The sequence below is a fragment of the Pseudoxanthomonas sp. PXM01 genome (genome assembly GCF_014851815.1).
In the GTDB taxonomy this organism is placed as follows: domain Bacteria; phylum Pseudomonadota; class Gammaproteobacteria; order Xanthomonadales; family Xanthomonadaceae; genus Pseudoxanthomonas_A.
Map to the genome: position 1 here is coordinate 26,414 of NZ_JACVAJ010000003.1, position 22,195 is coordinate 48,608.

Genomic DNA, 22,195 nt, shown 5'->3' on the forward strand with positions numbered 1-22,195 from the left:
GGGCGGTCTGCTGGCGCCGTGACCCGGAACGAGTTCCTCCGCCTGATGACCGGCGGCCTGGCCGGCGCGCTGCTGGCCGGTGCGCCGCGCAACGCGCGTGCGGCGGGCAACTACGACTTCTGGTTCACCCGCCTGAAGTACGACTCCGGCGACTGGGACGTGGATGCGCGCATGCCGTCCAACGTCATCACTTCGCTGATCGACTACACCAGCCTGCGCGTCGACCCGAAGGAACACGTGCTGGCCCTGTCCGACCCACGCATGCTGGCCGCGCCGTTCTGCTACCTGGCCGGGCACAAGCTGGTGGACTTCAATCCCGCCGAGCGGCGCAACTTCGAGCGCTATGTGCGCAACGGCGGCTTCATCTTCGTCGACGACTGCAACCACGACATCGACGGTCTGTTCGCCAAGTCGTTCGAAGCGCAGATGGCGGCGATCTTCGGCGCGAAGGCGATGAAGAAGCTGCCGAACACGCACGGCATCTATTCCTCGTTCTTCAAATTCGACGGGCCGCCGGCCACCAGCTTCGAACTCAACGGCTGGGGCGACGACCTCGTGCACGAATACCTGCATGGCATCGAGATCAACGGCCGCCTCGGCGTGCTCTACAGCAACAAGGACTACGGCTGCGAGTGGGACTACGACTGGCGCAACAAGCGCTTCCTGGCCGAGGACAACACCAAGTTCGCGGTCAACCTCGTGATCTACGCGCTGACGACATGATCTCTCTTCTCCGTAGAGCGGAGCTTGCTCCGCTGCTCTTCCGGCTAGCACCATCGATACCGCAGCGGAGCAAGCTCCGCTCTACGACCTCCACGGAAACCGCATGAACGCCATCACCGAATCCGACCTCCAGCAGCAGCTCGCGAAGCTGGGCGACCTCCGCGCCGCCATCGGCCAGGCCATCGTCGGCCAGCAGGACGTGGTGGAGCAGTTGCTGATCGGCCTGCTTGCCGGCGGCCACTGTCTGCTGGAAGGCGTACCCGGCCTGGGCAAGACGCTGCTGGTACGGTCACTGGGCCAGGCGTTGCACCTGCAGTTCCGCCGTGTGCAGTTCACGCCCGACCTGATGCCCAGCGACATCCTCGGCACCGAGCTGCTGGAAGAGGACCACGGCACCGGCCACCGCCATTTCCGCTTCCAGCCCGGCCCGATCTTCACCAATCTGCTGCTGGCCGACGAACTGAACCGCACGCCGCCGAAGACGCAGGCCGCGCTGCTGGAGGCGATGCAGGAACGCACCGTCAGCTACGCCGGCACCACGCATGAACTGCCGTCGCCGTTCTTCGTGTTGGCCACGCAGAACCCGCTGGAGCAGGCCGGCACGTATCCGCTGCCGGAAGCGCAGCTCGACCGCTTCCTGCTGCACATCCGCGTCGACTATCCGACCGAGCAGGAAGAACACGACATCCTGACGCAGACCACCGGCCGTGCCGGCGGCGACGTGCCACGCGTGATGGAAGGCGAGGCCGTGCTGGCACTGCAGAAGCACGTGCGCGACGTGCACGTCAGCGACGACCTGCTGCGCTGGATCACCCGGCTGGTGCGCGCCAGCCGGCCCGGCGACGGCGTGCCCGAGGAGATCCGCAAGTACGTGCGCTGGGGCGCGGGCCCGCGCGCCGGCCAGTCGCTGGTGCTGGCGGCGAAGGCACGCGCGTTGCTGCACGGCCGTCTGGCGGCGACGCGCGAGGATATCCTCGCGCTGGCCAAGCCGGTGATGCGCCATCGCCTGCTGCTGTCGTTCGCTGCCGAGGCCGAGCACGTCAGTGCGGACGACGTGATCGCCGCGCTGCTGCGCGGCGTGCCGTTCGCCGCCTGACCGTTCACACGCCGTGGCGCACGACCTGATCCCCGCCGACGTCCGCAGCCGGTTGAAGGACCTGCGGCTGACCGCGCGCCGCGCCATCGGCGCGCAGGGGATCGGCGTGCACCACAGCCGCAGCCGCGGCGCCGGACTGGAGTTCGCCCAGTACCGCGCCTACGAACCCGGCGACGAACTGCGGCAGATCGACTGGAAGCTGTACGCGCGCTCGGACCGCTTCTTTGTCCGCGAGGCCGAACGCGAGAGTCCGCTGACGGTGTGGATCGTGCTCGATGCAACTGCGTCAATGACGCAGCGCGATGGCGAACGCGGCACCCGCTTCGATGCGGCGCGGCGGTTGACCGCCTGCATCGCCGAACTGGCGCTGCGGCAGGGCGACCGCTTCGGCCTGCTGGTGCTGCATGGCGATGGCGTGCGGCTGGTGTCGCCCGGCAACGGCGCGCGCCAGCGCGATCAGCTGCTGTTGGCACTGCGTGGACTGACAGCAGGCGGCATGTTTCCCGCCGCCGAGAAGCTCTCTCCGGTCTGGGAACGCATCGGCGCCGGCGACCTGGTGCTGGCGTTGAGCGACGGGTTCGACGAGGCGATGGTCGCGTTGATCGAACGCCTGGCCTCGGCACGCCGCGAAGTGTTGGCGATCCAGCTGCTCACCGCCGAGGAACGCGACTTTCCGTTCACCGGCGGCCATCGCTTCCGCGATCCGGAGACCGGTGAGGAGCTGCTCGGCGACGCCGTCGCGCTGCGCGCCGATTACCTGCAACGTTTCGCCGAGGCGCAACGCCTGCTCGATGCGCGACTGGATGCCAGCGGCATCCGCCACGCGCGCTACTACACCGACCAGCCGCTGGATCTGCCGCTGCGGCGGCTGTTCGGTGCGCGCGACGCGGCGGAGTACGCATGAATCTGGCTCTGCTGTTGCCCGCCGGGTTGGCCGCGCTCGCCGCCGCGCTGCTGCCGCTGCTGCTGCATCTCGCGCGCCGCCACGAGCAGACACCGACCGACTTCGCCGCGCTGCGCTGGCTGCGGCAGAAGCCGAAGCCGCGCCACCGCATCCGCTTCGACGAATGGCCGCTGCTGCTGCTTCGCCTGCTGCTGCTGGCGCTGATCGCGCTGTGGCTGGCGAAGCCGGTGCTGTCCGGCGCGGACGACGCACGCCCGTGGATCGTCGCCGTGCCCGGCGTCGATGCCGCGACGGTGCGCGAGCAGGCGGGCGACACGCACGCACGACTGCACTGGCTGGCGACCGATTTCCCGTCACTGGACGTACCCTCGCCTGCGGACGCCCCTGCCATCGGCAGCCTGCTGCGTCAGCTGGATGCCGAGCTGCCGTCGGGAATCCCATTGACCGTCGTCGTGCCGGCAACGCTGCAGGGTGCGGATGCCGAACGCCCGGTACTGTCCCGCGCGGTGTCATGGACGGTGGTCGACGGCGCGATGGCGTCGGTGTCTTCTCCTGTGCCGCCGCCACCCGCGCTCGTCGTCCGCCACGCCGCGGGCAACGACATGGGCCTGCGCTACCTGCGCGCCGCCGCCTTGGCATGGCAAACGGCTTCGTCGTCGTCGTCGTCGACCCAGCAGGTCGGCACCCAGGACCAGCCCCTGCCTGCCACGACGACAGCGTCGGTATGGCTGGTGCCGGGGCCGGTGCCGGCGCAGGTCATGCAGTGGATCGAGTCCGGCGGCACGATCCTGTTGGCCAACGACAGCACGCTCGACGGCTTCGCGCCGACCTCGACGCCATGGCGCGACGACGACGGCACCACGCTGGTCGAGGCAGGCACGCGCGGCGAAGGCCGCGTGCTGCGCTTCACCCGTCCGCTGCGCCCGGACGTAATGCCGGCGCTGGTCGAAGCCGATTTCCCGCAACACCTGCGTGCGCTGTTCGACACACCCGCAGTATTGCCTGCCCGCGTACTTGCCAAGGACTACGCCCCGATGACCGGTGGTGCGACCTATCCCGTCGCGCCGCGCGACCTGCAGCCCTGGCTCGCGCTGCTGATCGCGCTGCTGGTGCTGGTCGAGCGTTGGATGGCGACGCGACGCACACGGAACGTGGCGCCATGACCCTGTCGGCAACGGAACGTCTCGCACAGGTACGCCGGCACGCAGGGCTCGGCCAGCTGTTGCTGGGCGCGGCGATCCCGGTGGCGGTGGGCGCCGTACTGTGGCGAGTGACCTCGCCCGGCGCCGCGATCGCCATTACCGTCACGGGTATCGCACTGCTCGCGTTCCTCGCCTGGCGACGGACGCGCGCCTTCGATACGCCGTGGCTGATCCGCGAACTCGATGCACGACGCAAGGATCTCGACGACAGCGCCGACCTGCTGCTGGCGCCGCCGGCGTCTCTGACGCCATTGCAGCAGTTGCAACAGGCCCGCGTGCGCGAGCGCCTGCGCACGCAACCCGCGCCAGACCTGCGTACGCCCTGGCCGTGGGCGCGCATCGTCGCCCTGTGGATCGCCGCGGCGCTCGTGATCGCGACCACGATGCTTTGGCCCTCACGCACCGACGAACCCGGCGCGCTCACGCCTTCCGACGAACCGGTGCCGACGGCGCCCGGCATCCCGCATCTGGTCGCCCAGCGCCTGCATGTCGCACCGCCCGCCTACACCGGCATCGCCGCACACGACGAAGCCACGCTCGACGCGAAGGCGCCGGTCGGCTCGCGGCTGGCGTGGACGCTGCGCTTCGAGCCGCAACCGGTCGCCGCCGCGCTCGTCTTCCACGACGGCCAGCGCATCGCGCTGTCGCGGGACGGTGACACCTGGCAAGCGACGCATGTACTGGCGAAGTCGACGCTGTATCGCGTGGTCGCCGCCGGCACCGAAGGCCAACCGCCGACCAAGCTGCGACGGCTCGACGCGATTCCCGATCGCGCACCGGAGGTGAAGGTGCTGGCGCCGGACCGGGGGCTCAGCCTGGTGACGGTCGGGCAGACGCGTTGGGCGCTCACGTTCGAGGCACGCGACGATTACGGCATCGCTCCGACCGCGACGCTGAAGCTGACGCTGGCACAGGGCAGCGGCGAGAACATCGCGTTCAAGGAACAGGTGATGACACTGCGCGGCACCGGTCCGGCAAAGGCGCGCCGCTTCACCGCCTCGCTGGACCTGAAGGCGCTGGGCATGGCCGTGGGCGACGATTTGATCGCGCAGCTGACCGTGCAGGACAACCGCTCGCCGTCGCCGCAGCGCGCGCAGAGTCCCGGCCTGATCCTGCGATGGCCGGCGGACCTCGGCCAGGAAAGCACCGGGCTTGAGGGACTGGTGAAGAAGGTGATGCCAGCCTACTTCCGCAGCCAGCGCCAGATCATCATCGACGCCGAAGCGCTGCAGAAGCAGAAGCGCAACCTGGCGGCCGATACATTCGTCACCCGCTCCGACGCGATCGGCGTGGACCAGCGCATTCTGCGGCTGCGCTACGGGCAGTTCCTCGGCGAGGAAGCCGAAGGGGAGCCGCAGCCCCCGCCGACCAACGATGCCGACGACGATCATGCGGAAGGCGATGGCCACGACCATGCCGGCGAAACCGCTCAGGCCGACGATGGCCATGGTCACGGCGAAGCGACCAGCGCGACCGGCGCCAGCTTCGGTCGCGAGGCCGACGTGCTTGAGGCGTACGGCCACACGCACGACCATGCCGAAGCGGCGACCCTGCTCGACCCGGAAACACGCGCCACGCTGAAGAAGGCGCTGGACCAGATGTGGCAGTCGGAACTGCACCTGCGCCAGGGTCATCCCGACCAGGCACTGCCATTCGCCTACAAGGCGCTGGAGTACATCAAGCAGGTGCAGCAGGCCACGCGCATCTACCTGGCGCGCGTGGGACCGGAGCTGCCGCCGATCGACGAAACCCGCCGGCTCGGCGGTGACCGCAAGGGCATCGCGCCGCGCGCGCTGGGCGCGCTCGCTTCATCGAAAGACGACGATGCCGCACCGGCACGCGTCTGGGCAGCGCTGGCCAACGACACCTCACCCGCGGACACCGCCGATCTCGATGCCTTGCAGGTCTGGCTGCGGACCAACGAGGCGCGCGTGCCGGACGCCCTGGACCTGTTCGCCGCGATCGACGAGGTGCGCGGCAACCCCGCCTGCACGGGCTGCCGGCAGCGCCTGCGGTCGCTGCTGTGGTCGGCCTCGCCGCAACCGCCGGCGCAGGTCCCGCGCCGTGGTGCAGCGGATGCGGCCGGTCGTCGTTACCTCGACGCCTTGCGGCAGGAGCCCGCGCGATGACCCTCACCGCGGCGCTGCCGTCGCTGTTGGCCGGGCTGCTCGCGCTCGCGGTCGTGATGGCGTGGGTGCGGCTGGCGCTATGGCGTGGTCGTGCGCCACATGACCGACGCGGGTCACCCGTGCGCTTCGCCCTGCTTTGCCTGCTGCAACCGGTGGTCGCAGGGCTGCTCTACTTCACCCTGCTGCCGCCGCGGCAGGCGGCGACCACCGGCACGCTGGTGGTGATGACGGCGCAAGCGGATCGTGTGGCGCTCCCCGCCGACCTTCAGGGCCAACCGCGCGTGGCACTGCCGGAAGCCCCTGCGATGGCCGATGCCGAGCGCGTGCCGGACCTCGGCACCGCGCTGCGCCGGCATCCGGAGATCCACCGCATCCATGTCGTCGGCGCCGGTCTGGAAGCGCGTGACCGCGATGCCGTCGGCGATCGCGGACTCGCGTTTTCTCCGACGCCGTTGCCGCGCGGGCTGGTGCAGCTGTCGCCGGTCGCGACCGCGACACCGGGCGCGCCGTTCGACGTCAGCGGTCGCGTGCAGGGCGTGCCGAGCGCGACCGTGGTGTTGCGTGATCCTGCCGGCCAACGCATTGCGGCGTCGGTGCCTGATGCCCAGGGCGGCTTCCGCGTCACCGGACTCGCCCGCCTGCCGGGACCCGCGGTGTTCCGCCTCGAGGTGCTGGATGCGGCGCGCAGTGTCGTCGACACGGCCACGGTGCCGGTATGGACGCAGGCAGACGCGCCGCCGCGCGTCTGGGCCCTGGCCGGTGCGCCGAACGCGGAGTGGAAGTACTTGCGCCGCTGGGCTACCGATGCCGGGGTTCCGCTGCACCTGCAGGTCAGCCTGGGCGGCGGCCTGCAGCTCGGCGACGCGCCGCTGCCGATGACGGCCGACACGCTGCGCCGCTTCGACCTGGTGCTGCTGGACGCGCGCAGCGCGGCGGCGCTGGGAGACGGGCAGCGCGCGGCGCTCGCCGCCGCGGTGCGCGATGGCCTGGGCGTGCTGGTCCGCACCGACGGCGCGCTGTCGCCGGCCGTGCAGCGGATGCTGGGCCTGTCACTGGCGGGCAATGACGAAGCCGAATTCCACCTGCCGCGTCCGGCGCCTGATGACGACGCATGGCGCGCCCGCCGCGGCGCCGGTACGACCGACACGCCAGTCGACGCCGACGCCGTACCGGCAGGCCTGCCAACCCTGTCGCGTCGTGCGCTGCGCACGGCGTCGACGGATGCGATCCCGCTGTTGCGCGATGCGGATGGCACCGCGGTCGCCTGGCGGCGCGCCGAAGGCCGCGGACGGATCGGCGCGTGGACGCCGACCGATACCTATGCGCTGGTGCTGGCCGGACACCCCGATGCCCATGCCGCCCTGTGGTCGCAGGCGGTCGGCATGCTCGCGCGTACGACGGCGGAGGCGTCGCATTCCCTGGCGGACGATGCACGCGTCGCGCAGCGGGTCGTGCTCTGCGATCTCGCCGACGAAGCCCGCGTTACCGCACCGGATGGCGACGTTACCCGGTTGCAGCGTGATTCGGCGAGCGGCGCCGCGCAGTGCGCCGGCTTCTGGCCGCGCGCCGCCGGCTGGCATCAGCTGGGCATCGGCGAGACGACGGCGCCGTTCCACGTGCGGGCAGCGGACGACGCACCGACGCTCCACGCCATGGCCGTGCGCGAGCAGACGCAGCAGCTGGCGTCGCGACGTCCGACCGGCGCCGCCACATCCACCAAGGAAGGCACACGCTGGCCGGCATGGCCGTGGTTCCTCGGTTTCCTGGCTGCCGCCGGCCTGCTGTGGTGGCTGGAGCGTCGTCGTCCGGCCGCCGGTTAACGAGTCCCGAATGTCCGATGCGTAATTCTTCCTTCAGTCCCCTTCTTCCGGAGTTCCGCATGATCCGAACCGCGATCCCCGCCCTGCTGCTGACCCTGTCGCTGGCCGCGTGCTCCGCGCCCGATGCCGACGAGCAGACCGCCGCCGCCGAACAGTCCCAGGCTGCCGCCACCGAAGCCGCCGAACCGGCGCCCGCGGAACCGGCATCGACCGAACTCGCCGGCACCTGCGACGACACCCAGGCGCAGTGGATCATCGGCAAGACCGCGACCGAGAAGGACATCGAGCAGGCGAAGACGGACAGCAAGTCCGAGGCCGTGCGCGCGCTCAAGCCAGGCGACGCGGCGACGATGGACTTCAATCCGAACCGTCTGAACATCATCCTCGACGACAAGGGCGCGGCGGCTTCGGTCAACTGCGGCTGACCGCGTCACGACAGGTTTCGAAGACGAGCCGCCTGTGCCTGCACAGGCGGCTTTTTCATGCGCGGTGATCGCATGCCGACACCGCCGAAAAAGTTGCCGTTGCAACCAACCACTGGCGTGGAATAGGTGTTGTTGCGGCATCGCAACAACTGTGATTTAGTCGGGTTTCCGGTGACATTTCGAAGTGCCGCTGCGTGGGCAGGGCACGGTGTCGCCGTCACTCCGGTTTGAGGCAACACATGGCCCCTCGCAATCGCCAAGGCGGCTTTGACAACGGTCTGTACGACCCGAACGACGAACGCGACGCCTGCGGTTTCGGCATGATCGCGCAACTCGACGACCAGCCCTCGCGCGCGCTGGTCGATACCGCCATCGCCGCGCTCTCGCGCATGACCCACCGTGGCGGTGTTGCCGCCGACGGTCTCACCGGCGATGGCTGCGGCCTGCTGATCCGCAAACCGGACGTCTTCCTCCGCGCACTCGCCGCGGAAGCCAATATCGCGGTCGGTGCGCGCTTCGCCGCCGGCCTGGTGTTCCTGCCGCACGACGAAGCCCAGGCCGCGCAGTGCCGCGCCACGCTGGAAGCCGAACTGTTCCGCGCCGGCGCCACGCTGAAGGGCTGGCGCGTGCCGCCGACCAATGACAGCGTCTGCGGCCAGCTGGCGAAGGACACACTGCCGCGCATCGAGCAGGTGTTCGTCGAGGCGGGCGAAAACCAGAAGGATGAAGCCTTCGGGCTGGCCCTGTTCCTCGCGCGCCGCCGCAGCGAACAGCAGCTGCGCGTGTCGGTGCCCGATTTCTATGTGGTCACGCTGTCGCCGCACGCGATCGGCTACAAGGGCATGGTGCTGCCGGACAAGCTGGCGGTGTTCTTCCCCGATCTGCAACGCGCCGACCTGGCCAGCAGCGCGGTGGTCTTCCACCAGCGCTTCTCGACCAACACGCTGCCGCGCTGGCCGCTGGCGCATCCGTTCCGTTTGCTCGCGCACAACGGCGAGATCAACACCATAGAAGGCAATCGCCGCTGGGCGCAGGCGCGCAGCAAGGTGTGGAAGACGCCGCGCTTCGACATCGCCGAGTTCGACCCGGTCATCTCGATGCATGGCTCCGACTCGCAGAGCCTGGACAACATGCTGGAGCTGCTGGTCGCCGGCGGCATGGAGCTGATCCAGGCGCTGCGCATCCTGGTACCGCCCGCGACGCAGTCGCTGGAGTTCAAGGACGCCGACCTCGCTGCCTTCTACGAGTTCTACGGGCTCAACACCGAACCGTGGGACGGTCCGGCCGGCATCGTCTCGATGGACGCACGCTACGCCGCGTGCACGCTGGACCGCAACGGCCTGCGCCCCGCCCGCTGGATGCTGACCAGCGACCGCCACTTCATCGTCGCCAGCGAAGCCGGCGTGTGGGAAGTGCCGGCCGAGCGCGTGACCCGCAAGGGCAAGCTCGGTCCGGGCGAAATGATGGCGATCGACCTGCGTCGCGGCGACCTGCTCGACAGCGAGGCGGTGGACCGCATCAACCGCGGACGCGCGCCGTACAAGCAGTGGCTGCAGCAGGGCGTCACCTACCTGCAGACCGAGCTGATCGACCCGTCGCTGGTCGAGGAGCCGTTCGACGAGAAGACGCTGCGCGGTTACCACAAGCTGTTCCAGCTGACGAACGAGGAAGTCGAGCAGGTGCTGCGCCCGCTCGCGGAAACCGAACAGGAAGCCACCGGCTCGATGGGCGACGACACGCCGATGGCGGTCCTCAGCCGGCAGACGCGGCCGCTGTACGATTATTTCCGCCAGGCGTTCGCGCAGGTCACCAACCCGCCGATCGACCCGCTGCGCGAAGACTGCGTGATGTCGCTGACCACGCAGCTGGGCCGGGAGACCAACATCTTCCACGCCGGCGCGGAGACGGTGAACCACGTCATCCTCAACTCGCCGGTGCTGAGCCAGCGCAAGCTGCGGCAGCTGCTGAAGATGCCGCAGTACGTCGAGAAGAACCGCCTGATTGACCTGTCGTACGCGCCCGAGGAAGGCCTCAAGGCGGGCCTGGAACGGATCTGCCGCGAAGCCGAGCAGGCCGCGCGCGACGGCGACGTCATGCTGCTGCTGTCGGACCGCTACCCGCAGCCGGGCCGGCCGATGGCCCACGCGCTGCTCGCCACCGGCGCGGTGCACCACCACCTGTGCCGCGTGGGCCTGCGCTGCGACGCCAACCTGATCGTCGAGACCGGCACCGCGCGCGACCCGCACCACATGGCGTGCCTGATCGGCGTCGGCGCGACGGCGGTGTATCCGTACCTCGCCTACCAGACGCTGTTCGACCTGGGCCGCCGCGGCATCCTGCAGATCAAGAAGGGCGGCGAACAGGCGCAGATCGGCCGCAGTTACCGCAAGGGTGTCTACAAGGGGCTGTCCAAGATCATCTCGAAGATGGGCATCTGCACCATCAGCAGCTACCGCGGCGCGCAGCTGTTCGAGATCGTCGGCCTCGACCCGGACGTGGTGGACCTGTGCTTCGCCGAAACCCCGTCGCGCATCGGCGGCGTCGGCTTCGAACGGCTCGACCTGGAAGCGCGCCAGCTGGATGCGCGCGCCTGGAACGACCGCGAGGCCCCGGAAGTCGGCGGCTTGCTGAAGTACGTGCATGGCGGCGAGTACCACATGTACAACCCGGACGTGGTGATGACGCTGCAGCGCGCGACGCGCACCGGCGACGCCCGCGACTGGCAGGCCTACGCGGACGCGGTGAACTCGCGGCCGCCGTCCGCGCTGCGCGACCTGTTGCAGTTGAAGAAGGCCGACACACCGACGCCGCTGGACGACGTGGCCGACGCATCCGACCTGCTGCGCCGTTTCGACACCGCGGCGATCTCGCTCGGCGCGCTGTCGCCCGAGGCGCATGAAGCGCTCGCCATCGCGATGAACCGCCTCGGCGGCCGCAGCAACTCCGGCGAAGGCGGCGAAGACCCTGCGCGCTATGGCACCGAGAAGCGCAGCAAGATCAAGCAGGTCGCCTCGGGCCGCTTCGGCGTGACCCCGGAATACCTGGTCAACGCCGAAGTGCTGCAGATCAAGGTCGCGCAGGGCGCCAAGCCCGGCGAAGGCGGCCAGCTGCCCGGCCACAAGGTCAACGACCTGATCGCGCGACTGCGCTACGCCAAGCCCGGCATCGGCCTGATCTCGCCACCGCCGCACCACGACATCTATTCGATCGAAGACCTCGCGCAGCTGATCTACGACCTGAAGCAGGTCAATCCGAAGGCCTTGGTCTCGGTGAAGCTGGTCAGCCATGCGGGCGTGGGCACGATTGCCGCCGGCGTGGTGAAGGCCGGTGCGGACCTGATCACCATTTCCGGCCATGACGGCGGCACCGGCGCCAGTCCGGTCAGCTCGATCCGTTACGCCGGCGTGCCGTGGGAACTCGGCGTGGCCGAGGCGCACCATGCGCTGGTGGTCAACCAGCTGCGCGACCGCACCGTGCTGCAGACCGATGGCGGCCTGAAGACCGGCCTCGACGTGGTCAAGGCGGCGCTGCTCGGCGCCGACAGCTTCGGCTTCGGCACCGGCCCGATGATCGTGCTGGGCTGCAAGTACCTGCGCATCTGCCACCTCAACAACTGCGCCACCGGCGTCGCCACTCAGGACGATCGCCTGCGCACGCAGTACTTCACCGGCCTGCCGGAGCGCGTGGAGAATTTCTTCCGCCTGCTGTCCGAGGAAGTGCGGCAATGGCTGTCCTACCTGGGGGCGCGTTCGCTGGACGAGATCGTCGGCCGCACCGACCTGCTGCAGCAGATCGACGCCTCGCCGCGCGAAGGCGTGAAGGTCGACCTGTCGCGCCTGCTGAAGGGCGCGCAGTTCGACAGCAGCACCTGCGCGGCGCAGCGCTTGTACGAATCGCCGGACAGCCTGGCCACCCAGCTCGACGGCCTGCTGGCCGAACCGATCCGCAAGAAGAGCGGTGGCGACCATCGCTTCCTGATCCACAACACCGACCGCAGCATCGGTACCCGCCTGTCCGGCGCCATCGCGCGCCAGCACGGCAACCTGGGCATGGCCGACGCGCCGTTGAACCTGCGCTTCCGCGGCACCGCCGGGCAGAGCTTCGGCGCGTTCAACGCCGGCGGCCTGCAGATGGAGCTGGAGGGCGAAGCCAACGACTACGTCGGCAAGGGCATGGCCGGCGGCCGGCTGGTGGTGCGTCCGCCACGCGGCGCGCGCTTCGAGGCCCGCAACACGCCGATCATCGGCAACACCTGCCTGTACGGCGCGACGGGGGGCGAACTGTTCGCCGCCGGCCGCGCGGGCGAGCGCTTCGGCGTGCGCAACTCCGGCGCGCTGGCCGTCATCGAAGGCGCCGGCGACCACTGCTGCGAGTACATGACCGACGGCATCGTGCTGGTGCTGGGCAAGGTGGGCCTGAACTTCGGCGCCGGCTTCACCGGCGGACTGGCCTATGTGCTCGACCTGGACCGCGATTTCGTCGACCGCTACAACCACGAGCTGATCGACATCCATCGCATCAGCCCGGAAGGCTTCGAGAGCCACCGCCAGCACCTGCACACGCTGATCAGCCGCCACCGCGAACTGACCGGCAGTATCTGGGCGCAGCAGATCCTCGACGAGTTCCGCGACTACGTGGGCAAGTTCTGGCTGGTGAAGCCGAAGGCCGCGAGCATCGACTCGTTGAACGAGACCCTGCGGAGGGCCGCATGAGCAAGAAGCAGGTATTCCAGTTCCTCGACCTGCCGCGGACGATGCCGCAGCGCATCCCGCTGGAGCTGCGCACGGGTGGCGACTGGGGCGAGCTGTACGGCAAGTTCGGCAAGGACGATGCGCAGTACCAGGCCGGTCGTTGCCTCGACTGCGGCAATCCCTACTGCAGCTGGAAGTGCCCGGTACACAACGCCATCCCGCAGTGGCTGCAGCTGGTGCAGGAGAACCGCATCGAGGAAGCCGCGACGCTCTGCCATTCCACCAACCCGCTGCCGGAAGTCTGCGGCCGCGTGTGCCCGCAGGACCGCCTGTGCGAAGGCAGCTGCACGCTGGAGGAATTCGGCGCGGTCACCATCGGCGCGGTGGAGAAGTACATCGTCGACACCGCACTGGCCAACGGCTGGCGCCCCGACCTCAGCGACGTGCAGCCGACCGGCAAGCGCGTCGCGGTGATCGGCGCGGGACCAGCCGGCATCGGCTGCGCGGATCGCCTGGCGCGTGCCGGCATCCAGGCGGTGGTCTACGACCGCTACGAACAGATCGGCGGCCTGCTGCAGTTCGGCATCCCCAGCTTCAAGCTCGACAAGAGCGTCATCGCCACGCGCCGCGAGGTGCTGGAAGGCATGGGCATCGAGTTCCGCCTCGGCGTGGAGGTCGGCCGCGACATCACCCTGGCGCAGCTGCTGGAGGAATACGACGCCGTCTTCCTCGGCACCGGCGCCTATCGCTATACCGATGGCGGCCTGCCCGGCCAGGACCTGGACGGCGTACTGCCGGCCCTGCCCTTCCTGGTGCAGAACGGCCGCATCGTCGGTGGCAACGATCCGTGGGGCCGTCCCATCGCCGGCTGGGAAGACAAGCTGCAACTGCCTGACCTGCAGGGCAAGCGCGTGGTCGTGCTGGGCGGTGGCGACACCGGCATGGACTGCGTGCGCAGCGCGATCCGCCTGGGCGCCGCCAAGGTCACCTGCGCCTACCGCCGCGATGAAGCCAACATGCCCGGCTCCGCACGCGAAGTCGCGAATGCGCGCGAGGAGGGCGTGCGCTTCCTGTTCAACCGCCAGCCGCTCGCCATCGTGGCGGGTGACGACGGCACCGTCGCCGGCGTGCAGGTGGTGGAAACGAAGCTGGGCGAACCCGACGAACGCGGCCGCCAGAACGCCGTGGCGATCGAGGGCAGCGAGTCGGTGCTGGAAGCGGACGTGGTGATCATCGCGTTCGGCTTCTCGCCCACCCTGCCGGAGTGGCTGGCCGATGTCGGCGTCGAAGGCACGCCGAACGGCCGCATCGTGGCCGGGGGTGGCGACCGCCTGCCGTTCCAGACGACACACCCGAAGCTGTTCGCCGGTGGCGATGCGGTACGCGGTGCGGATCTGGTGGTCACCGCCGTGGCCGAAGGCCGCGACGCGGCGGGAAGCATCGCGCAGCTCCTGCTGACGCCGTAAACGAAAAGAGCCGGGCGATGCCCGGCTCTTTTCTGTGGCCTTGTCGCTCAGGCCTTCAGCGTCGCCATGTCGATGACGAAGCGATACTTCACGTCGCCCTTCAGCATGCGCTCGTAGGCGTCGTTGATCGCGTCCATGCGGATCGTCTCGATGTCGGACACGATGCCGTGCCTGGCGCAGAAATCGAGCATCTCCTGCGTCTCGCGGATACCGCCGATCAGCGAGCCGGCGATCGAACGCCGCTTGAGGATCAGGTTGAACACGCCCGGCGACGGATGCGGCTGGTCCGGCGCGCCGACCAGAGCCATCGTGCCGTCGCGCTTCAGGGCGTTGAGGAACGGATCCAGGTTGTGCGGCGCGGCCACCGTATTGACGATGAAGTCGAGCGTGCTGCCCTGCGCGGCCATCTGCGCCTCGTCCTTCGATACCACCACCTCGTCGGCACCCAGGCGCAAGGCGTCGTCGCGCTTGTTCGGCGAGGTGGTGAACAGCACCACGTGCGCGCCCATCGCCTTGGCGATCTTCACCGCCATGTGGCCCAGGCCACCCAGGCCGACGACACCGACCTTGCTGCCCGGCCCGACCTTCCAGTGCGCCAGCGGCGAGTAGGTGGTGATGCCGGCGCACAGCAGCGGCGCCACCGCGGCAAGCTGGGCCTCGTCATGGCGGATCTGCAGCACGTACTTGGCATCAACGACGATCTGGTCGGAGTAGCCGCCGTAGGTATTCTCGCCGCCGAACAGCGGTCCGTTGTAGGTGCCGGTGAAGCCGTTCTCGCAGTACTGCTCCTCGCCTTCCTTACAGGAAGCGCAGCTGCGGCAGCTGTCGACGATGCAGCCGACGCCGGCTAGGTCACCGACCTTGAAGTCCTTGACGTTGCCGCCGACGGCGGTGACGCGACCGACGATCTCGTGGCCGGGCACGGACGGATACAGGGTGTTCTGCCATTCGTTGCGCGCGGTGTGCAAGTCGGAATGGCAGACGCCGCAGTAGAGGATCTCGATGCGGACGTCGTCCGGACCGGGTTCGCGACGCTCGAATGCGAACGCGGTCAGCGGTTGGTCGGACGACAGCGCGGCATAGCCGTAGGCCTGGCTCATGGGGGATTCTCCGGGGGATGGAACGAGGCGGAAATTCTAGACGCCGTCGATGACGGCACAACCCGTCGCTCATGGGTTTCACTGTCCCAATCGACCTCGACCCTCGCTTAGACTGTCGTTCCACCCACGACTTACGCTCCGTCATGCGCCTGGGCCTGGCCGCCAACCGCCTGCATCACCACACCGAAGACGCCGCGCTGTTCCGCTGGCTGCGCGCCTGCGAACCCGGCATTCGCGAACTGCAGCTCGCCTTGCATGCAGTGGGCCGCACGCACGATGCGATTGCCGCCGCCGGCATGCTGCGCGGCTACGACGGCCTCAGGCGCTATCCCTACGGCCGCGATGGCGGGCTGATGAAGCTGGTGGCGGAGGTCGTCGGGCTGGAAGGGGCGGAGCGCAGCCTCGATGGCGCGATCTACTTCATCGATCCGGTCGATCCGTCGTCGATCTTCCCGGAAGCGACCGCACTGAAACGCCAGTGCGTGATCCACGGCAAGCCGTTCCTGTCGACGGTGGCGTCGGCACGCGACTGGGTGGAGATGGAACGCATCCACGCCGGTTTCGCGCCGGACCGCGGCGCGGACCGCTTCCACGCCCTGGAATCGCAGACGCTGGCGCTGATCGCGCACGATGCGGTGAAGCCGCAGATGCTCGCCTTCGCCGACACCCATTTCGACGTGCTGTCGCGCTTCGCTCACCGCATGGCGACCGGCACCACCGGCCAGCGCCTCAATGAACTGGCCTGGAGCCGCGGCTGGCCGCAGGACACGCCATGGGTCGAGCGTTTCCAGAGTGGTCCGCTGGGCGGCGACGCGCAGATCGCAGATCGCGTGCTGGAGCATCGTTGCCAGCGCGTGATCTTCTTCGAGGACCCGCATGTCGCACGCCAGCACGAAGCCGACATCCAGCTGCTGGAGCGCGCGGTGACTACCGTCACCGACGAAGCCGTCTGCACGACGTCACTGGCAGTGGCGAAGCGATGGTGCGAGGCGGTAAACAAGCGCCTCGCCGTTGTGGGAGCGACGTAAGTCGCGAAAGCGCGGTAACCATCGAAAGCGAAGTGGCATCGGTGACAAGGAACGGGTGAAGAAGCGTTCGCGACTTACGTCGCTCCCACAGGACAGATGAGCTCATGAACTCCAACGCACCCCGCCACCTGCTCAAAGACCTCTCCCTCTCCGCCATCGCCGCGGGCTTCGTCACCGTGCTGGTCGGTTTCGCCAGCTCGGCGGTGATCGTGTTCCAGGCGGCGCAGTCGCTGGGCGCAACGCCGGAAGAGATCAGTTCGTGGATGTGGGCGCTCGGCCTGGGCATGGGCCTGACCTGTATCGGCCTGTCGCTGCGCTACCGCATGCCGGTGGTGACCGCGTGGTCGACGCCGGGCGCGGCCATGCTGATCAGCAGCGCGGCCGGGTTGCCGCTGTCGGACGCCATCGGTGCGTTCCTGCTGTCGGCGCTGCTGATCGCGATCTGCGGTTTCTCGGGCTTCTTCGAGCGGATGATCAGCCGCATCCCCGTGTCGCTGGCGTCCGGGATGCTCGCGGGGGTGCTGTTGCGGTTCGGCATCGATGCGTTCGCGGCCATGAAAACCCAGCTCGGCATGGTGCTGACGATGTTCGCGGTGTACCTGCTCGCACGCCGCCTGTTGCCACGTTACGCGGTGATTCTGACGTTGCTGGTGGGCATCGCGTTCGCGGCAGGCCTTGGTCTGTTGCACGTGGAGGGGCTGTCGCTGCAGCTGGCGAAACCGATCTTCACGACGCCGACGTTCTCGTTCGCCGCCATCGTCGGCATCGCGCTGCCGCTGTTCATCGTCACGATGGCGTCGCAGAACGTGCCCGGCGTGGCGGTGATCCGCGCGTCCGGCTATGCGATTCCGATCTCGCCTGTCGTCGGCTGGACCGGCGTGACCAACCTGTTGCTGGCGCCGTTCGGTGCGTTCGCACTGAACTTGGCGGCGATCACTGCGGCGATCTGCATGGGGCGCGAAGCGCACGAGGACGCGTCGCGCCGTTACGTCGCGGCCATCGCGGCCGGCGTGTTCTATCTGCTCGTCGGCCTGTTCGGTGCGACGGTGGCCGCATTGTTCGCGGCGTTCCCGAAGGAACTGATCCTCGCCATCGCCGGCATCGCCCTGCTCGGCACCATCGGCAACAGCCTGGCCGCCGCGCTGCGCGAGGAAGCGGATCGCGAACCGGCGCTGGTGACCTTCCTCGTCACTGCATCGGGGCTGTCGCTGGGCGGCATCGGGTCGGCGTTCTGGGGGCTGGTGGCCGGCGTCGTCACTCTGCTGGTACTGCGTCGCCGCTGAGCGGCATTCCTCTATGGCTCATGCAGGTGAACGCGATGTGGAGCGTTCAGTTCCAGCGCGCGGGATTCACTTGCAGGTGATGCGGGCGTCGTCAGGATCGGCGCTCCACCCTCGCAGGAGATTTCCCCCATGCAGACCATCCGCCTCCGCCATCGCCTGTTGACCCTGGCCACGCTCGCCGCCCTGTCCGGCGCCGCGTTCGCGCAGGCGCCCTCGCCGACGACGGGCAAGGACGCGCTGAAGGAACCGCAGGTGCGCGCACTGCTGACCGAGAAGGGCTACACCAAGGTCGATGATCTCGACTTCGAGGATGGCCAGTGGGAGACCGATGCGACCAGCGCCAACGGTGAGCGCGTCGACGTACGCATCAACCCGGCCACCGGCGATATCGTCGCCGAGAAGCTGGTGTCGAACCTGAGCGAGAACGACGTCAAGGCCAAGCTGGCCGCCGCCGGCTACTCCAAGATCCACGACGTGGATTTCGATGACGGCGTGTGGAAGGCCGAGGCCGAGCGTGCCGACGGCAACGATGTGGAGATCCACCTGGCCGCCAACACCGGTGAGATCATCCACGTCGAGAACGACTGATCGGTCACGCCAAGTGGCGCACCCGGAAGGCCGTCCTCGGACGGCCTTCCTCGTTCAGGACGCCTGACGCGCCGGAGGCCGTGCGAAGCGCCAGCCCACCAGGAACCCGCAGGCCAGCAGAAGCGCCGCCAGGTACCAGGGCGCGCCAGGGACATGGGCAGGCGCTTCCTTGCCGATGAACAGCGCGAAGGTACCGGCGAACAGCAGTGGGCCGATGATGCCCGCCAGACTCGCGAGGCTCATCAGCGCACCCTGCATGCGCCCTTGTTCACGCTCATCCACCTCGCGCGTGATCAGCGACTGTGTTGCAGGTGTCGCCAGTGCCCACAACGCGCTGATCGGCAATCCGAGCAGGAATGCCGTGCCGACCGGCGCCCAACCGTAGACGACGAAACCGAGCGCGCCGCACGCCAGCCCGAACAGCAACGTCCTGCGTTCGCCGAGTCGTTTCACCACGCGGCCGATCAGCAGGGCGTTCACGATCACGCTCAGGACGCCGACCGCTGCGAGCACCCAGCCGACCTCCTTCGGTCCCCACTGGAAGCGGTAGCCGGCGAACAGCACGAACACGCTCGGGTACACGAAGTGCGCGAGGTTGGCGATGAAGACGACTGCGACGAGGCCATACACCTGCGGGTAGCGCCTCAGCAATACCAGCGAACCGAAGGGATTGGCGTGCTTCCAGTCGATGCGTGGGGTCCGCTTCTCCGGCGCGAGCGATTCAGGCAGCACGAACCAGCCATAAAGGAAGTTCAGTGTCGCCAACGCGGCAGCGAACCAGAACGGGAGACGCAGGTCGATGTCGCCGAGTGCGCCACCGATCAGGGGACCGATCACGAATCCCACGCCGAATGCCGCGCCGATCATGCCGAACGCCTGCGCGCGCCGCTCGGGCGGGGTGACGTCCGCGATGTACGCATTCGCCGTGGTGAAGCTTGCCGAGAAGACGCCCGAGAAAACCCGCGCCAGCAGGAGCAACGGCAACGTGCCGGCGACCGCCATCAGGACGAAATCGGCGCCAAGTCCCAGGCAGGAAAAGAGGATCACCGGCCTGCGTCCGAAACGGTCGGACAGCGCACCCTGCACGGGTGAGCTGATGAACTGGATGGCGTAGAAGACGGTACCGAAGACCCCGACCCAGATCGCTGCGCGCGCCGCGTCACCGCCCGTGAACTGCTTCACCAGATCCGGCAGCACCGGAATGATCACGCCGAACGACAGGATGTCGATCAGCACCGTGATGAAGATGAAGACCAGGGCGGCGCGACGGCCGGCGTGTGCGGGAGCTTCGGCGTTCACGGAAGGAACCGGCGAAAAGGTGCGCAAGTGTAGGGCATCGCCGACGCGTCCGGCGCCCTGCCAACCCCTGTAGGAGCGACGTCAGTCGCCACCGCGGACCAGGGCGGTCCGTGCTGTTCGATGGTCACCGCCAGGATGCACTTCGACACATCCGGCACCACGTACGGGGCGAGCCTGCGGTCGCGACTGACGTCGCTCCTACAGTGTGCTCACCGAGATCACCTGGCTCAGCCGGTGACGCTGGCCCGGTTCCAGCTCGATGGCATCGTCGCTGGCGTTCGCCGCCTCCAGGCAGACGAACGCCCGCCAGCCGTCGTCGGGCATGTCGGCGATGGCGGCCGCACCGGCCTCACCCGGATTCCACACCACCAGCGAACGGCTGCCGAAGGTGTCCAGGCGGATACGGCGACCACCGGCGGGATCGAGCAGATCGAAGCGGTGCCCGGTGCCGGCATAGATACGGTCGCTGCGGCCGGGATCGCGCGGATCGTGCAGCGACCACTCGCCGGACTGCACATGCGTGCCACCGTCGTACTTGTCGTCGTAGCGCAGCCCATCCAGGCCGGTGACCCGTACCTGCGCCGCGTCGGCGACACGGAAGTAGGTGTGCAGGGCCTGTGTCAGCCGGTAGGCCGCATCGCCACGATGCAGCGTGTCGATGCTTTGTCGCAGTTCGCGACCCACATGGATCGACATGTGCAGTTCCAGTGGCACGCCATCGCGCAGCGGAAGCGCCAGCTTCAGCACGGCAGTGCCATCCGCTTCGCGCTTCACCTCGGTCAGCGGCCACCGCGAGATGCGTGCATGGCCGTGCTGGATGGCATCGTCCAGCTGCCCCTGCTTGCCGAAGTACGGCCAGCAGACCGGCACGCCGCCGCGGATCGCCTTCGGTGGCCGCGACGTCGTCGGCGACACCCACAGCAGGTCGTCGAAGCCGGCCGGCACGAACGACAGCAGCTGGCCGCCGTGCAGGCTGATGCGCGCGACGGAGAACGGCGTCTCCACGCGCAGCACGTCGATGTCCTGCCAGGTTTCGCGGACGACGCCTTCGGGGAGCGCGTTCATGGTTTGACCGCCGCAGGTGGCGCGACCGGCGGCCCTTCCGCCTTGAGCGCCGCGAGGATCTTGGTGCCTGCGCGGCCGTCCGCCGGCAGCAGGCCCAGGCGCTGCTGTTCAACCACGATGGCCCGCCGTGTCTGCGTACCGATCATGCCGTCGGCGGTGCCGATGGCATGGCCACGGGCGAGCAGCAGGGTTTGCAGTTCGCGTCGCTGCGGACGCCCGATCCCGGGATCGTCGGTCGGCCAGGCCGTGACCAGCCCCGTGCCGCCACGCAGGCGGTCCGCCAGCAGCGCGATGGCCAGGGCGTAGCTCTCGGCGGCGTTGTAGGAATAGATCGCGTCGTAGTTCTTGAACACCACAAAGGCCGGGCCATTGACGCCGGTCGGCACCAGCACCGCGGCGTTGCGGTCGTCGGCCGGCAACGGTTGGCCGTCGACGCGGGCGATGCCTTGTGCCACCCATTGGGTCAGCGGTTTGCGGCTGGTGCGCCCGACCTGGGCGATGTCGAAGCCGGCGGGCAGCTTCACCTCGTAGCCCCACGGTTCGCCGGTACTCCAGCCGGACTTCACCAGGTAGTTGGCGGTCGATGCGAGCGCATCGGGAATGCTGTCGATCAGGTTGCGTCGCCCATCGCCATCGAAGTCGACCGCGATGCGCTGGTAGGTGCTGGGCATGAACTGGGTATGCCCGAACGCGCCGGCCCAGGAGCCGTTCAAGCCATCCACCCGCACGTCGCCCGCCTGCAACAGCTTCAGCGTGGTCAGGAACTCGCCGCGGAAGAACGCCTGCCGCCGGCCGAAACACGACAGCGTGGACAGCGACACCAGCAGCGGCCGCTTGCCGAACACGCGGCCGTAATCGCTCTCCACGCCCCAGACCGCGACGACGGTGGCGGGATCCACGGCATAGGCCTGCGACACCCGACCCAGCAGCTCGGCATGCGTGGTCAGCATCGCCTGCCCATCGCTGACGCGCTGGTCGTCGACCAGCGCCGCCAGGTAGTCCCAAAGCGGCGTGGTGAATTCCGGCTGCGCATCCAGCAGGTCCAGCACGCTCATGTCGGCGACCAGGTCCTTCGTGTAGGTATCGAACGTGGTCGCGGTGATGCCCTGCTTCTCGGCGACGCTGCGCAGGCTGGCCATGCAGGCGATGAAAACCGGGTCGGCAGCGGGAGCAGTAGCTGGCGGCGCGACGGGCGATGGCACCGCGGGCAGGGTCTGTGCCACGACAGGAGTTGCAGCCATCAACGTAAGCCAGAGAATGGATGCGCGCGAGATCATGACGGCCTCCCTGGCCTTCGGGGGAGGGCTCACTTTGCCTCGCGACGCCATCGAAGCCAAGTCGCAGGCGGGCATCGCGCGGAATCCTTCGGGAAGACA

14 protein-coding genes and 1 pseudogene are annotated in these 22,195 nt (G+C 68.7%); 12 read left to right on the forward strand and 3 right to left on the reverse strand.

What is annotated here, in order from left to right:
- Positions 1-45: 45 nt before the first annotated feature.
- The 9 genes from IB230_RS16690 to IB230_RS16730 all read left to right on the forward strand — a co-directional run bounded on the left by IB230_RS16690 (position 46) and on the right by IB230_RS16730 (position 14,456).
- Positions 46-723 (forward strand): DUF4159 domain-containing protein, encoded by a 678-nt coding sequence (locus IB230_RS16690; RefSeq protein WP_192274433.1) that lies wholly within the window; start codon positions 46-48, stop codon positions 721-723.
- Positions 724-826: 103 nt separating this feature from the next.
- Complete coding sequence (locus IB230_RS16695; protein WP_192273999.1) at positions 827-1,819, forward strand: MoxR family ATPase; 993 nt, start codon at positions 827-829, stop codon at positions 1,817-1,819.
- Positions 1,820-1,832: 13 nt separating this feature from the next.
- Entirely contained in the window at positions 1,833-2,723 is an 891-nt protein-coding gene (locus tag IB230_RS16700; protein ID WP_192274000.1) for a DUF58 domain-containing protein, read from the forward strand.
- Complete coding sequence (locus tag IB230_RS16705) at positions 2,720-3,886, forward strand: BatA domain-containing protein (RefSeq protein ID WP_192274001.1); 1,167 nt, start codon at positions 2,720-2,722, stop codon at positions 3,884-3,886. The genes IB230_RS16700 and IB230_RS16705 overlap by 4 nt, the downstream gene beginning before the upstream one ends.
- A complete protein-coding gene (locus IB230_RS16710) occupies positions 3,883-6,054 on the forward strand; it encodes a hypothetical protein (protein WP_192274002.1) in 2,172 nt (723 codons plus the stop codon). Before IB230_RS16705 ends, IB230_RS16710 begins: the two co-directional genes overlap by 4 nt.
- Positions 6,051-7,874 (forward strand): carboxypeptidase regulatory-like domain-containing protein, encoded by a 1,824-nt coding sequence (locus tag IB230_RS16715; RefSeq protein WP_192274003.1) that lies wholly within the window; start codon positions 6,051-6,053, stop codon positions 7,872-7,874. The genes IB230_RS16710 and IB230_RS16715 overlap by 4 nt, the downstream gene beginning before the upstream one ends.
- A gap of 59 nt (positions 7,875-7,933) precedes the next feature.
- Complete coding sequence (locus IB230_RS16720; protein WP_192274004.1) at positions 7,934-8,299, forward strand: I78 family peptidase inhibitor; 366 nt, start codon at positions 7,934-7,936, stop codon at positions 8,297-8,299.
- 239 nt (positions 8,300-8,538) lie between these two features.
- On the forward strand, positions 8,539-13,011 hold the full coding sequence (gltB, locus tag IB230_RS16725) for a glutamate synthase large subunit (protein ID WP_192274005.1): 4,473 nt from the start codon (positions 8,539-8,541) through the stop codon (positions 13,009-13,011).
- On the forward strand, positions 13,008-14,456 hold the full coding sequence (locus IB230_RS16730) for an FAD-dependent oxidoreductase (protein ID WP_192274006.1): 1,449 nt from the start codon (positions 13,008-13,010) through the stop codon (positions 14,454-14,456). The genes gltB and IB230_RS16730 overlap by 4 nt, the downstream gene beginning before the upstream one ends.
- Before the next feature lie 47 nt (positions 14,457-14,503).
- On the opposite strand, the gene IB230_RS16735 is transcribed toward IB230_RS16730, so the two are convergent.
- On the reverse strand, positions 14,504-15,556 hold the full coding sequence (locus IB230_RS16735) for an NAD(P)-dependent alcohol dehydrogenase (RefSeq protein ID WP_192274007.1): 1,053 nt from the start codon (positions 15,554-15,556) through the stop codon (positions 14,504-14,506).
- Between the two features lie 143 nt (positions 15,557-15,699).
- Between IB230_RS16735 and IB230_RS16740 the strand changes: the two genes are divergently transcribed.
- From IB230_RS16740 to IB230_RS16750, 3 genes are all read left to right on the forward strand, one after another.
- Entirely contained in the window at positions 15,700-16,584 is an 885-nt protein-coding gene (locus IB230_RS16740; protein WP_192274008.1) for a methylglyoxal synthase, read from the forward strand.
- Positions 16,585-16,688: 104 nt separating this feature from the next.
- Entirely contained in the window at positions 16,689-17,867 is a 1,179-nt protein-coding gene (locus tag IB230_RS16745; protein WP_192274009.1) for a benzoate/H(+) symporter BenE family transporter, read from the forward strand.
- Positions 17,868-17,996: 129 nt separating this feature from the next.
- The gene (locus IB230_RS16750) at positions 17,997-18,455 is read left to right on the forward strand and encodes a PepSY domain-containing protein (RefSeq protein ID WP_192274010.1); all 459 of its coding nucleotides are present in this window, start codon (positions 17,997-17,999) and stop codon (positions 18,453-18,455) included.
- 54 nt (positions 18,456-18,509) lie between these two features.
- Here IB230_RS16750 and IB230_RS16755 read toward each other — a convergent pair whose 3' ends face one another.
- Both IB230_RS16755 and IB230_RS19795 read right to left on the reverse strand, forming a co-directional pair.
- Positions 18,510-19,754 (reverse strand): TCR/Tet family MFS transporter, encoded by a 1,245-nt coding sequence (locus tag IB230_RS16755; protein WP_343227353.1) that lies wholly within the window; start codon positions 19,752-19,754, stop codon positions 18,510-18,512.
- A 198-nt stretch (positions 19,755-19,952) separates the two neighbouring features.
- A pseudogene (locus IB230_RS19795) lies at positions 19,953-21,958 on the reverse strand (lytic murein transglycosylase).
- Between the last annotated feature and the right edge of the window lie 237 nt (positions 21,959-22,195).